Consider the following 13111-nt stretch of genomic DNA (forward strand, 5'->3'; position numbering starts at 1 on the left):
AAATAAAACAATTCAAAAAAAGGGTATTAGAGATATGAAAAGCTCAATTATAGAGAGTATTAAATCACTTCCTCCACTTTCTAAAACTATCGCAGATATAGACAGGGTATTTGCAGATAAAGAAGCTGGAGTTGCTGACCTTACGAAGGTAATTGAACATGACCCGATGATTGTAGCTAATATCTTAAAAACGGCAAATTCTCCTCTTTACGGTTTTGGTAGAGAGATTAAAAATGTGGGTCAGGCTGTTTCACTTTTTGGAATGAGCATGACAAGAACTATTGCTCTTGGAAATGCGCTTAGAAAACTGCTTAATGTCGATATGCAACCTTATGGTATTACAAGTGATAGATTTGCTGAGATCTCTTCTTTGCAAGCAACCTTGATGAATAGATGGTACGGCAAAATCGATAGGAAAAAAGCAGAAAAATTGTACCTGGCGGCTTTTTTACAGGAAACTGGAAAAATCCTTATTGCAAGTGATGTGATTAAAGAAGATGAGGATGTAAGTTTTAAATCTGAAATTGAGATGTCCGGGAACTTGGCTCAAGTTGAAAAATCGTATGTGGGTGTAACTAGTGCTGAAGTTACGGCTGAGGTATTTGAACACTGGGGTTTTGATAAGGAGTTTGTAGAGATGATCCGTTTTGCTGATGATCCTGCATCAGCTCCAGAAGAGGTTCAAGAGTATGCAATGGCTCTGCATATTGTAAAAACTGTTTTACCTATAAATAAACCTTTATCAGATCAAGCGATTAACTTTGCACTTCGTAAAGCAAAAGATGCGGGATATAAGCATGAGCTCTTAGAAGACGCTATCGATGATATGATAGATATTATTGAAGAGGAAGAGGAACAATAGACCTCTTTCGAAAACTCTGATACTCATCAGAGGGCTAAAAAAAGTTAAAATTGTGTAAGATTGATTTTTTTTAACCCTCCCTTCGAGTAAACTAAACAAGCGTATTAATATATATTTGGTCCTCTTGAGTATGGATCACTATGTTAATGAATATCTACTTTGATTATAAACTTGTATAATTTACTGAACAATATTAGAGGTTATGAAAGAGGTCTAATGTCCAAAGTAGTTACCGTAATCGATACATTTGGTTTCTTTTTTAGAAGCTTTTATGCACTTCCGCAACATTTAAAAACAAAAGATGGTTTCCCGACAGGGCTATTAACGGGATTTACAAACTTTATCTCCACACTGCAAAAAGATCATGACAGCGACTATATTATCTTTGCTGTTGATTCTAAGGGCGATACGTTTAGAAACGAGATAGACGAAAACTATAAAGCAAATCGTCAAGCACCACCGCCGGAACTTACAATGCAGCTCCCTGTTGCTATTGAATGGATCAACAAAATGGGTTATAAAACTCTTGGTCTGACCGGATTTGAAGCGGATGATATGATAGCAACAGTTGTAAAGTTTGCAAAAGATAAAGGGTACAAAGTTCGTGTTGTTTCTCACGATAAAGATCTCTACCAGCTGATCGATGATGACAATGTAACTATTGTTGATGCGATTAAAAGAAAAAGCGTAAACGAAGAAGCTTGTTATGAAAAGTACGGTGTGACTCCAAAACAGTTTATCGATTACCAATCTATTTTAGGTGATAGCGCAGATAATGTCCCGGGTGTAAAAGGGATAGGAAAAGTTGGTGCTGAGAAGCTTTTAAAGGAATATGGTTCTTTAGATAATATTTATGCTCATATAGATGAGATAAAAGGTGCTACTCAAAAGAAATTGATAGAGTCAAAAGATCAAGCCTATATGTCAAAACAACTTGTAACACTTCGTAACGATGCATTTGACAGTCTCGATTTTGAAGAGTATAAGATGGATGTTGAAAATCCGTTTTTAAACATCTATGATGAGCTAGTACAGTATGAACAAAATGCAGTGCTTCGAACACTTCATGCAAAAAATATGGTGAGTGATGAGCAAAAAGAGAAAGCTGTCCAAAAAGCAAATGAAGAGATAGCAGAAGACCACAGTGCAGAGGAGTTTAAAACAACTCTAATCACAGATAAAAAAACGCTTGATGAAGTTATAGCAAAACTTGAAGAGTTGAGTATTGTAGCTTTTGATACAGAGACTACGGGACTTGATTATGCAAATGACAAGCTTGTAGGATTTTCATTTTGTTTTAATGAAGATGAAGCATACTATGTACCGTTTGGACATTTTTATCTGGGTGTAGGCGATCAGATCAGTGAAGAGGATGCTAAAGATGCTATTAAAAAGATCTTTAACTCTTTAATAGTTGGGCATAACATCAAGTTTGATCTACACTTTCTAAATAAATTTGTAGGTGAAGAACTAAAAGTTTACAGTGACAGTATGATCCTTGCATGGCTTATCAATTCCGAAGCGGCACTTTCTCTTGATAAACTCTCGGAAAAACTGTTAAATCATAAAATGATCCCTTTTAAAGATACTGTGAAAAAAGGGGAGACTTTTGCATCTGTTGAGCTGGAACAAGCGTGTAAATATGCAGCGGAAGATGCATATATCACTTTTAAACTCTATAACCTTTTCTTACAAAAATTAGAGCTGCAAAATGCAGATCATTTAATAGATGAAGCTGATGATATAGAGATCCCGTTTTTACAAACACTACTGAAAATGGAAGAGACAGGTATTGCTGTTGATATAGCTTTCTTAGAGAAGTTTTTAACAGAGGTTCAGGAAAATATTCAAACACTAACACAAGAGATCTATGCACTTGCAGGCGGAGAATTCAATATTAACTCCACAAAGCAGCTGGGTGTTGTTCTTTTTGAAACGCTTGGGCTCCCTGTAGGGAAGAAAACAAAAACAGGTTACTCTACAGATGAGAAAGTGTTAAACTCACTTAAAGACGCCCATGCAGTCATACCGAAGCTTTTAGAGTATCGTGAGGTGTATAAACTTTACTCTACTTATATAGAGCCGTTATTAAAACTTGCACGTGAGAGTGAGGATAGCCGTATCCATACTTCGTTTGTACAGACTGGAACGGCAACGGGGCGTCTGAGTTCTAAAAATCCTAACTTGCAAAATATACCTACTCGTACACCGCTTGGAGCTAAGATACGTGAAGCTTTTGTAGCACCGAGAGGGAAAAAGCTCATCGGGATTGACTACTCACAAATCGAGTTGCGTCTTTTGGCTCACTTCTCACAAGATAAAGTACTTGTGGATGCATTTAATAACGATAAAGATATCCACCTGCAAACTGCCATCGTTTTATTTGGCGAGGAGGAAGCTGCTCAAAAAAGAGGTATTGCTAAAACTGTAAACTTTGGACTACTTTACGGAATGGGGCAGAAAAAACTCTCAGATACGTTAGGTATTACGACAAAAGAGGCAAAAGCGATCATCGAGAAGTATTTTGAGTCTTTCCCAACGGTAAAAACTTATTTCAGATCAATTGTAGACGGTTCAAAACAAAAAGGCTATATTGAAACACTGCTTCGAAGAAGAAGATACTTTGATTATGAAAATGCAACACCTATGTTTAAAGCTGCATATGAGCGCGAGAGTGTAAACAGTGTATTTCAAGGGAGTGCGAGTGATCTTATCAAGCTCTCTATGAATAAAATTATAAAGACGATAGAAAAAGAGAATTTACCTGCGAAGATGTTACTACAGATTCACGATGAGCTTATCTTTGAAGTGGATGAAGCAGTTGCAGATGAACTGGGGAAAAAGTTTCAGTCTATTATGGAAGATATATATAAGTTAAATATCCCGTTAAGAGCATCTCTTAACATCGGTGATAATTGGAGCCAACTAAAATAATAAGAGGCAAGGGAGATTGAGAAGTTTATTTCTCAATCGGCTGAGGTGAAGGCTCACTAAAGAGGTATCCTTGAGAGAACTCTATACCGAGCTCCTCAAGTTTCTCTTGAATAGATGGAGCATGTACAAACTCGGCTATAATAGGGATACCCGCATTTTTTGCAAAAAAGCTGATAGCTCTTGTTATCTCGTAACTTTTTTGATCAGTATCGATGTTTTTAATATATCGTGCATCTATTTTTAAAAAGTCTATATCCATATCTAAAATTCTTTCAAAGTTAGAATATTCCGAACCGAAATCATCTATGGCGATTTTAAATCCACACTCTTTTAAACTTTTTAACTGATCTATATGGTTTACTTTACCTGTAGCACTAATCCCCTCTAAAACCTCTAGAACAATTCTATTTGGATCTATATTGTAGTGTTTTGACTTCTCTAAAAGAAAAGCTTTTAAATAGTGTTGGTTTAAATCCTCTTCCGTGATATTTATAGAGAAGGTGTAGTTGTTTTGTGCCATCTTTTGAAAACTTTTATCTATAATAGTTTTTGTAATCTCAAGTAGTAACCCAGAGAGCTTTGCAGCTTCTAAAAAGGCTATTGGCGGAATGATTTTATCAAAATCTTCTATGCGAGCGAGCACTTCAAACTTAATGATCTTCCCGGTTTTATTGTTTCTGATTCCTTGATAATAAGGGACTACCCGCTCTTCAAGAAGTGCGGCATGTAAAAGTCTGTTAGACTCAAAAAAGCTCTCTTTATTTTGATGGTTTATAGCAATATCATCTTTGTGATTGTAGATATAAAGGTTGTTTCTTCCGTTTTGCTTCGCTTTTTTGAGGGCAATTGCAGCATCACGTAAAACATTTTCAGCTACATACACACCGCCGTAGGTAAAAGAGATGTTAAATGTCAGTGTATTAACCATCAGTGTAGAGCCGTAAAAATATTTTTTGATCTCCTCTACTATTTCTTTTATATTAACCTCTGTTTCATACAATAAGGCAAACTCATCGGAATTGATTCTAAATGTATGTTGGTCGCCGAAATTGTTTTTTAAAACTTCTGCTACATCTTGTAAGATCTCATCGCCTATCTCATAACCGTAGGCCGTATTTATGTAAGAAAAGTTGTTGATGTTTAGCAGAATCAATGTTATGGGCTTTTGATAAGAACGCAACATGTTTTCAAGTTTTGATTTGTTCTTTAAGCCTGTTAAAGAGTCAATAAATGCCATCTCTTCGATCTGCATCTTTGCCTGTTTTAGTTCTGTTAAATTTGTAAAGATTCCAAGATAGTTTTTCTTATGATGAGGTAACTCTAAAACACTAATGCTCAGCCATTGAGTGATCTCTTCACCATCGGCATTAACATTGACAATTTCACCTGCCCATTTCGAAGTCTCATTCAAACTTTTCCACATCTCATTATAAAACTCTTTAGGTTGCTTATGTGAAGTCAGGAAGTTTGGATTTTTCCCTATAATATCTTTCTCTTCGTATTTATAAATATCTTTAAACGCTTGATTTACTTCGATAATAGTATTTTTTTCATCGGTAATAACAATCCCCTCAGAAGCGCTTTGTGTAGCTAATGAAAAGAGTTTTAGTTTTTGATCTTTTTTGATGTTTTTTAGGACAATGCTGACAATTTTAGCACCAGTTTCCAATAACTTTTTATGAAAATTTGAGGGGGAACGATGTTCAAAAGATGAAAGAGCAAAAGTGGCAATTGCTTGAGAGTTTTCATCTTTTACGGGCATTGACCAACAAGAGCATAAGTTAAACTCTTGTGCCAATTCTCTAAGATCACTCCATCTCTCATCTTCAAAAGTATTTACGACATATTGTGCTTCATTTTTAAATATGGCATTTCCACAAGAACCGGCACCTTCTCCCGGTTTTAGGTTTTCCAATGCTTTATGACCGGCTTTTGGTACTGATGGAGCCGATAAAACACTAAGCGAATTGTTCTTGGAGTCCAACAGCATAATAGAAGCAACAGAATTAGGAAGAAGCTTTTCAGCCATGCTACATAAAGTGCTTAACACAACATCACTCTCTTCTCCATCGGCAATCATCCCGAGGATACTTCCTTGGATACTGATGATGTTGTCATACTCTTCTTGTGTAATAGGTACTTCATCAAGTTGTAGAAGTTCTAAATTTTTGCATGAGTTTTGTTCACTTGACATAAGGTTTACCTATCACTGATTTGTGTTAATTGTAACATATAATTGTAGAAATCGGTACTCTGAAGTTGTTTTTTTTTCATCAAGGGAAAATATGCTACTTCCGGTATAAAAGAAAACTATTTAGTCTGTTTATATATAAAACTGAAAACTTCTGCAATAGCTTTATACATCTGGGGTGGTACTTCGTGATCAAGCTCTACGTTTGAGAGCAGTTCGATCAGATTCTCATCCTGTTTGATGGGGATATCGTTCTCTTTTGCGATCTCAATGATCTTTTGCGCAGTTTTCCCTTCACCTTTTGCCGTTACTCTAGGTGCGGAATCTTTAGATGCATCGTATTTGAGTGCTGCTGCTTTTGGTTTCATGCTTTTGCCTCAAAACCGAGATTTACTTCATTTGTATCTGAAACATATTGTGTTTCGTTTGGATCGAGAAAACGGATATCTTTGATTAGTAGTCCCGTCGTGTCAAGCCGCTCTTTTAACTCTTTTACCCCGGATTGCAGAAGTTGTTTTAACTCTTTATTTTGTGTGGAGATATTGACATTGAGGTACTTCTCTTCAAAAAGCCCCAGTCGAACGCGTAACTCTCCATACTTTTTCAAGTTAAGTTCTATATCGCAAAAAAAAGCGTTGTTTTTATCTTTTTTTATGGTTAGGTTTCCATCTTCCAAGGCATCAAACTCATAGGGAAGATAGATTGCAGATGCATTTGAAAGGTGAGATACCAGTTGGTAGTAGTCTATTTGCAAAGAGAGTTTATCCACAATGTTTAGCAGTTGAGTTTTATTCGCTAAAAGGGAGCCCTCCAACTCCTGTTTTGTCTTTAAAAGGGCTGCTTTAAAATCGTTTGAGAGGAGCTCTTGGATCTTGGCATCTTTTGGATCAAGATTTTTTAGTTTCGATTCTAAAAATATTCCCGAGTTTTCCAGTTTTGATTTGAGCAGTTTGTCATCGATATTTTTAATATCACTCAGCATATTTTTTAGATGCTTTTCGATCGGAAGGTTTTGCTTCTCACTTTCTAAAGAGAGTAAGAACTCTTTAATTGTGGTTTTTATATTCCCAAGCTCTTTGAGGGTAGGGTTGTTTTTAAGCAGTTCTAAGAGTTTTTGGTTTTGAAGCTCATTGGTTGCAGACTCTTTAAAAATAGTATTTAAAACAGAGGCGAGATCTTTGGCTTTACTTAGCAGTGCACTCTCGTTTGGTGAGATATCTTTTAAAACTTGCGCTAAAGCTTTATTAGTTGATGGCAGTACAATGTTTTGCAGTTTATTTGAGTCTAATTTGATCATTGTTTAAAGTTTATTCTAAATTTACAAAAAATTCCCTTATAATTACAAAAATAAAACGTAAGGGTTGCTAATGAATAACAATATAGAAAAAGCTTTAGAGATCTGGCACAAGCGCTATGAGGATGATGAGCATCAATATAGCGAATTTGAACCATCAGATATAGAGTATTTTATTGGGTGTATGTTGTATAACCATTTTGCTTTTTCAAAAGCTGTACCTACAATGAAAACAATCGATCTGAGTTACGATTTTCTCTCAACATGTGGCGATGAAGAGTATGAAGAGGTAAAAAAGATGATCGAGTCTATAACGTTTGAAGATGAAAAAGAAGCGGTAGATTTTTTACTCAAGTTTATTCAGGACTCGCGTGCAAAATATACACCGTCTGAATTGTATCTACTCAACCGACTGCTTAATCATATAACTTTGCTTTCAGAGAGATATGAAAACGATCAAGAACCGGGTCAAGTTAATTTTCAGACCTTAAAATTTAAATAGATGAAAAAGTACCTGATCACTTCACCGGAGTTTTATACACAAGAGTCTGAAACTTTTGCCGAAAAATTATCTTTGCAGATACAAAAACATCAGCCAGATTTTATACTTTACAGAGATAAAGAGAATGAAAACTATGCTGCGTTGGCAAAAACGTTTCTAGATGTGTGTCATAAGTACGAGGGGCTAAAAGCTTTTATACATCAAGACTTCCTTTTAGCAAAAGAGTTGGGTGCCACGGGTGTACATCTTAACTCCACACAGTTTGAAAAAATAGCAGAAGCGAAAGAATTGGGGCTTGAAGTGATTGTAAGTACACATACACACGATGAGGTGAAAGAGGTTCAAGGATTAGGGGCTGACTATGTTACTTACAGCCCGATTTTTCCCTCTCCAAACAAAGGGATACCAAAAGGGATTGAAGACCTGAAGTTGATTGTAAAGAGTGCAAATATTAAGATCTTTGCACTGGGCGGCATTGTAGATAAGGCGCAGATAAAAGCGGTAGAAGATGCAAAAGCTTTTGGCTTTGCATCTATACGCTATTTTTTCTAATTAGGCTAAAGAGAGTTCGCCCAGATAGTTGTGGATCGTATTTCCTTTTGCCAGCCAGTGTAAGATCCCTCCGCTTAAATTTTTCACATTTGTAAAGCCGAGTTTTTGCAGCTGATATGCAGCGAGTGCTCCACGGGGCCCTTTAAGACAGTATGTGACGATCTGGGCATCTTGGCCAAACTGTTTGGCAACTTTTTCAATTGCCATAAACTCTAGTTTTCCTCTTGGAATCGTAAGTACGGTATGAGCGTTAATGTAACCTGAACTAAACTCTTCAGGTTCTCTTACATCGATAAGAATAATATCTTTAGAGATGTCGTATAGCTCCTCTACATCAATATTGACAACATGTCTATTTGCTTCTTCGATCACCGCTTTTAAGTGTTCAGATAGAAATATCTCATCAAACCTTTTGGCGTACTCTTCAAGTTTAGTATTCAGATTTCTCATAAGGGCTCCTTTGAAATAATATGCAAATAGAATAGCATATTATCTCTAAAACTCTTTTTGACTTCAAAAACTTCCTCAGATATAATAAGAGATAAAATTATAGAAAGCGGAGTGAGATATGGGACACGAATTGTGGAGCTATTCGGCTATCATACTTTTTTTTGTTGTTATCGCAAAAATAGTGTCTCAAAAAACTTCAACGATAGATGTAATCTGGCTTATTATCTTCGGTTCGCTCGGAGTTAATTTCGGAATACTCCCTGCACATAACGAGATCCTTGAAGCGATAGGGGACTGGGGGATTGTCTTTATTATGTTCGCCCTTGGTTTTGATGAAGATCTTAACCATTTTATCCAGGGACTTAAAAGAAGTTTCGGGATTGCGGTGATCGGTGCTATTTTTCCGTTTCTAGCGGGGTATTATACAGCCGGATTATTTGGTTACGGGTTTAATACACAGATGATCTGGGGACTTACCATGACTGCCACAGCGGTGAGTTTAACTATGGTCTCACTCAGAGAGCAGGGGTTACATAAAACTACCGCGTCAACTGCTATTATGAGTGCCGCCGTTGTTGATGACATACTCTCCCTTATCGGGCTTTCTATTATGATACCGATTGCTGTAAGTACTACGGGTGATAACGGTTCGATGATAGAGTTTAATGAACTTTCCATCATCATAGCAAAAGTGATCGCCTTTTTTGCCATCATCAGCTTTATAGGGATGGTACTTTTTCCCGATTCCATAACCAAAGAGAAAGATAAAAAATATACTGCACTGTTTCATCTTATCGTAAAGGTAAGAAAGTTTTTAGGGATTAGAAAACTGCTTATGGCATATAGCGGAAAGTTTACCCCTTTAGTGATGATCTTTACCGCCTTTGTCTTTGGTGCCTTGGCAGACAGATTCGGTTTTCATCCTGCGATTGGGGCGTATTTTGCAGGACTATTTTTACGTGAAGAATATTTTATGATCAAAGTGGATAATCAACTGCGCTCCCATAGAAAAGACAGTGAGTTTGTGATCAATCATCTTGCTTATACCATCTTTGGACCTATCTTTTTTGTAGAACTCGGAACTAAACTAATCCTTGATATGGAGCTGGTAACAGAGGTTTTTCCTGTAGTTTTTGTCCTGTTTTTAGCAGTATTTACACTTCAGATACTCTCGGCTGCTCTTGCCGCAAGGTTTACCGGAAAATATGAATGGTATCAAAGTGTTATGATTGGTCTTGGGATGCTCGGACGGGCTGAACTTGCCTTTATTGTAATAGATATCGCCTATGTGGATGAGAAAATTATCGACATTGAGCAGTTCGATACTTTAATCTTTACAATCTTTTTGTTAAATATTGCGGTTCCGCTTGCGATTAAGCGATGGGAACCTTACTATATGGGGAAAAAGAGACTCGAATTATTTGGAATTACACTTTCTAAAGAGTGTTAGTTTTTGAGTTGCCCTGCAAGATAGCCGCTAGCAAAACTCCACTGGAGATTATAGCCGCCGCACGGTCCGTCAAGATTCATAATCTCACCGCAAAAATACAGACCTTGAATAAGCTTGCTTTGCATTGTTTTTGGGTCTATCTGTTTGAGGCTTATACCGCCTCTTGTGATCATCGCCATTTTAAATCCGTCATGACCCGTAACCGTCATAGGTGTCCATGTAAGGAGTTTTATAAGCTGATCCCGTTTTTGTCCCTCGATTTTATTGTATTTGAGATCTTCATCGATCTCTGCGAGTTTACACAGCTCTTGGGAGAGCGGTAGAGGAAGCAGGGTATGTACAATCTCTACAATAGTTTTATCGGGATCCTCTTGGGAGATTTTTTTGAGATGTTCTCGGATCTGCTCCTCATTTTTCCCTTTTGTCAGATTGAGCAGAATAGGAACTTCATTGTACTTTTTAAGCAGGGGTGTTACCTCTCTGGCAAAATCAAGCACGACGGGACCGCGGATCCCCTCTTTTGTAAAGATGAGATCACCTTTTGCACGTAGCTTTGCATGTTTTTTGAGATCAACGCGCAGTTCTACTTTAGGGATGGTGTCGGCTCGGCAATTTGCCTGCCATTTCTCTTTGGTTTTAAGGGGCATCATAGCCGGGGAGAGGTCTGTGACTTTGTGCCCTAACTCTTCAACTAATATATAACCGTCTCCCTCAGCACCTAGAGTCGGATATCCTAGTCCTCCGGTTGCTAAAATCACATTGGCAGTTCTATAAATGCTGTCTTGTGTCTTAACACCCGAGATATGCTCAGATTCGAGTAAAAGTCTCTCAACTTTCTGTTCACATTTGATTGCAACACCTAAACGTGTGAGTTCATTTTCAAAAGCATCGATGATTGTTTGTGATGAGTGTGAGGTTGGGAATATTCTAAAACCGTCAGGAGCATGCGTTTCAACTCCTATCTCCTCTAAAAACTCTACCAGATTTTTATGATCAAAACCGTTTAAAGCATCTTGCATAAAACGTCCGTCTCGACCGAAACGGGACATAAAATCTTCGTTTGAGAGTGTGTTTGTCAGATTACAGCGACCCCCGCCCGTTGCTTTGAGTTTTGAGGCAATTTTAGAGAGTTTTTCAAGTACTAAGACTTTTTTTCCATCCCGAGCAGCCACTACAGCCCCTATAAGTCCCGCTGCACCGCTACCGACTACTATCAAATCATACATATCATCATTCATAAGTTTATTTTACTATAATTCCACTTATGAAATGTACATATTACGGCGATAGAGAAAAATGTTACAAGTGTTACAGACCAAAGAGTTCTTGTATGTGTGAGTACTGCGTAAAGTTAGATACAGATACAAAGTTTGTAATACTCATGCATCCAAAAGAGTTCAAAAAAGTAAAAAATAACACCGGACATTTTACCCATCAGAGTTTGACAAATTCAGAGCTCTTTATAGGGATAGATTTCTCTCTTAACAACCGTATAAACGAGATTATCGCTACTCATGAGAGTTATATTTTATTCCCTTCAGAGGATGCGGTAAACTTGAGTGAAACAAATCCAAAACATTCAGAAAAACCGCTTGCGATATTTATAATCGACTCTACATGGGCCTGTACTAAAAAGATCTTTACCTTAAGTGAAAATCTGAAAAACTTGCAGCATATGAGTTTTACAACGACAAAAACTTCGCAGTATGAGATTAAGATACAACCTGATGAAGCGTACCTTTCAACCATAGAATCAACACAAGTAGTACTTGAGGAACTCAATGAATGGAAGATTGAAGATATATCTAAAGAGAATCTGGAGAAGTTTACAACTCCGTTTTTAAAGATGATCGAGTATCAAAAAGAACTGATTGCTAATCCAAAAAGTCACGCCGTGAGATTTAAAAGATATACGGCTAACTAATTTAAACTTTATCATATTTATATCACATTATAATATAAATACAAAATAACATAAGAAAAAAAGGGGATATATGAAAGTAGCTTCATTAATAGGGAGTATATGTGTTGCTTCATCATTATTTGCTGGAGTTCATTCAGCTCATTGGGGATATACAGGGGCAGAGGACCCTTCTCATTGGGGTGATTTAGATCCGAAATATGCAGAGTGTAAACTAGGAGGTTCACAGTCACCGATCGATATTACTGCGAAAAATACGATCAAAACTGTCGGTTTAGAGCCTATTAAATTTGACTATAAAACGTCTGCGGTTTCAGTTATTAACAACGGTCATACTGTTCAGGTAAACATAGCAGAAGGAAGTACGATCACGATTGATGACAAAGTGTTTGAACTCAAACAGTTTCACTTTCATGCACCGAGTGAAAACCATATAGACGGAAAAGCTTTTCCAATGGAAGCACACTTTGTTCATTCAGCAGAGGACGGTTCGTTAGCTGTTGTTGCCGTGATGTTTAAAGACGGTACAGATAACCCTATTATCAATAGAGTGTGGAAAAAAATGCCACACAAAGCTGGTGAAAAAACTACTTGTAAGCTTCCGGCTAAGATGATTAATGATATGTTGCCTTCAGATAAAACGTACTATAGATTTGACGGTTCGCTTACAACACCTCCGTGTAGTGAAGGTGTAAGATGGTTTGTTATGAAGCACTACTCTGAAGTTTCTGCCGAAGAGGTACAAGAGTTTTCTCACACTATGCACCATCCAAACAACAGACCAATCCAGCCTACAAACGCTAGAAAAGTTCTTCAATAAAAAATTACTATAAGTAAGAAAAATCTTGCTTATAGTAACAATCTTTCCTCTTCTTATTATAAAAATAATCTTAATTAATAAAATTAACACTAATGTAACACTTTTTAGTTAAATTTCTGAAATATCTGGAAAAAA

The 13111-nt window shown here is 36.9% G+C and carries 12 protein-coding genes; 7 read left to right on the forward strand and 5 right to left on the reverse strand.

All coding sequences use genetic code 11. The features are described 5' to 3' along the window. The first annotated feature begins 34 nt into the window (after positions 1 to 34). Both QWY88_RS10395 and polA read left to right on the forward strand, forming a co-directional pair. Positions 35 to 862: an HDOD domain-containing protein gene (locus QWY88_RS10395; protein ID WP_304546326.1), complete on the forward strand. Its 828-nt coding sequence runs from the start codon at positions 35 to 37 to the stop codon at positions 860 to 862. A 216-nt stretch (positions 863 to 1078) separates the two neighbouring features. Next, entirely contained in the window at positions 1079 to 3796 is a 2718-nt protein-coding gene (polA, locus tag QWY88_RS10400; protein WP_304546327.1) for a DNA polymerase I, read from the forward strand. 25 nt (positions 3797 to 3821) lie between these two features. Here polA and QWY88_RS10405 read toward each other — a convergent pair whose 3' ends face one another. From QWY88_RS10405 to fliK, 3 genes are all read right to left on the reverse strand, one after another. Further along, positions 3822 to 5990 carry an EAL domain-containing protein gene (locus tag QWY88_RS10405; protein WP_304546328.1) on the reverse strand — a complete coding sequence of 723 codons (2169 nt, stop codon included), beginning with the start codon at positions 5988 to 5990 and terminating at the stop codon, positions 3822 to 3824. A gap of 116 nt (positions 5991 to 6106) precedes the next feature. Then, a complete protein-coding gene (locus tag QWY88_RS10410) occupies positions 6107 to 6355 on the reverse strand; it encodes an EscU/YscU/HrcU family type III secretion system export apparatus switch protein (RefSeq protein WP_304546329.1) in 249 nt (82 codons plus the stop codon). Beyond that, entirely contained in the window at positions 6352 to 7284 is a 933-nt protein-coding gene (gene fliK / locus QWY88_RS10415) for a flagellar hook-length control protein FliK (protein WP_304546330.1), read from the reverse strand. The genes QWY88_RS10410 and fliK overlap by 4 nt, the downstream gene beginning before the upstream one ends. A gap of 70 nt (positions 7285 to 7354) precedes the next feature. On the opposite strand from fliK, the gene QWY88_RS10420 reads away from it, so the two are divergent. Then, positions 7355 to 7783: a hypothetical protein gene (locus tag QWY88_RS10420; protein WP_304546331.1), complete on the forward strand. Its 429-nt coding sequence runs from the start codon at positions 7355 to 7357 to the stop codon at positions 7781 to 7783. Further along, positions 7784 to 8335: a thiamine phosphate synthase gene (locus QWY88_RS10425; protein WP_304546332.1), complete on the forward strand. Its 552-nt coding sequence runs from the start codon at positions 7784 to 7786 to the stop codon at positions 8333 to 8335. Here QWY88_RS10425 and QWY88_RS10430 read toward each other — a convergent pair whose 3' ends face one another. Further along, positions 8336 to 8785 (reverse strand): rhodanese-like domain-containing protein, encoded by a 450-nt coding sequence (locus tag QWY88_RS10430; protein ID WP_304546333.1) that lies wholly within the window; start codon positions 8783 to 8785, stop codon positions 8336 to 8338. Positions 8786 to 8903: 118 nt separating this feature from the next. Between QWY88_RS10430 and QWY88_RS10435 the strand changes: the two genes are divergently transcribed. Next, the gene (locus QWY88_RS10435) at positions 8904 to 10235 is read left to right on the forward strand and encodes a cation:proton antiporter (protein WP_304546334.1); all 1332 of its coding nucleotides are present in this window, start codon (positions 8904 to 8906) and stop codon (positions 10233 to 10235) included. Here QWY88_RS10435 and QWY88_RS10440 read toward each other — a convergent pair. Further along, on the reverse strand, positions 10232 to 11473 hold the full coding sequence (locus QWY88_RS10440; RefSeq protein ID WP_304546335.1) for a BaiN/RdsA family NAD(P)/FAD-dependent oxidoreductase: 1242 nt from the start codon (positions 11471 to 11473) through the stop codon (positions 10232 to 10234). The two genes, QWY88_RS10435 and QWY88_RS10440, sit on opposite strands and share 4 nt — an antisense overlap. Before the next feature lie 26 nt (positions 11474 to 11499). On the opposite strand from QWY88_RS10440, the gene QWY88_RS10445 reads away from it, so the two are divergent. Together QWY88_RS10445 and QWY88_RS10450 are read left to right on the forward strand one after the other, a co-directional pair. Continuing rightward, positions 11500 to 12159: a tRNA-uridine aminocarboxypropyltransferase gene (locus QWY88_RS10445; protein WP_304546336.1), complete on the forward strand. Its 660-nt coding sequence runs from the start codon at positions 11500 to 11502 to the stop codon at positions 12157 to 12159. Between the two features lie 70 nt (positions 12160 to 12229). Then, entirely contained in the window at positions 12230 to 12976 is a 747-nt protein-coding gene (locus QWY88_RS10450; protein WP_304546337.1) for a carbonic anhydrase, read from the forward strand. The last annotated feature ends 135 nt before the right edge of the window (positions 12977 to 13111 follow it).

It is taken from the genome of Sulfurimonas sp. hsl 1-7 (assembly GCF_030577135.1).
Lineage (GTDB): Bacteria > Campylobacterota > Campylobacteria > Campylobacterales > Sulfurimonadaceae > Sulfurimonas > Sulfurimonas microaerophilus.

Excerpts from the sequence above, each read along its gene's own strand:
- QWY88_RS10395 (WP_304546326.1), top strand. The coding sequence starts at position 35 with ATGAAAAGCTCAATTATAGAGAGTATTAAATCACTTCCTCCACTTTCT.
- polA (WP_304546327.1), top strand. The coding sequence starts at position 1,079 with ATGTCCAAAGTAGTTACCGTAATCGATACATTTGGTTTCTTTTTTAGA.
- QWY88_RS10405 (WP_304546328.1), bottom strand. The coding sequence starts at position 5,990 with ATGTCAAGTGAACAAAACTCATGCAAAAATTTAGAACTTCTACAACTT.
- QWY88_RS10410 (WP_304546329.1), bottom strand. The coding sequence starts at position 6,355 with ATGAAACCAAAAGCAGCAGCACTCAAATACGATGCATCTAAAGATTCC.
- fliK (WP_304546330.1), bottom strand. The coding sequence starts at position 7,284 with ATGATCAAATTAGACTCAAATAAACTGCAAAACATTGTACTGCCATCA.
- QWY88_RS10420 (WP_304546331.1), top strand. The coding sequence starts at position 7,355 with ATGAATAACAATATAGAAAAAGCTTTAGAGATCTGGCACAAGCGCTAT.
- QWY88_RS10425 (WP_304546332.1), top strand. The coding sequence starts at position 7,784 with ATGAAAAAGTACCTGATCACTTCACCGGAGTTTTATACACAAGAGTCT.
- QWY88_RS10430 (WP_304546333.1), bottom strand. The coding sequence starts at position 8,785 with ATGAGAAATCTGAATACTAAACTTGAAGAGTACGCCAAAAGGTTTGAT.
- QWY88_RS10435 (WP_304546334.1), top strand. The coding sequence starts at position 8,904 with ATGGGACACGAATTGTGGAGCTATTCGGCTATCATACTTTTTTTTGTT.
- QWY88_RS10440 (WP_304546335.1), bottom strand. The coding sequence starts at position 11,473 with ATGAATGATGATATGTATGATTTGATAGTAGTCGGTAGCGGTGCAGCG.
- QWY88_RS10445 (WP_304546336.1), top strand. The coding sequence starts at position 11,500 with ATGAAATGTACATATTACGGCGATAGAGAAAAATGTTACAAGTGTTAC.
- QWY88_RS10450 (WP_304546337.1), top strand. The coding sequence starts at position 12,230 with ATGAAAGTAGCTTCATTAATAGGGAGTATATGTGTTGCTTCATCATTA.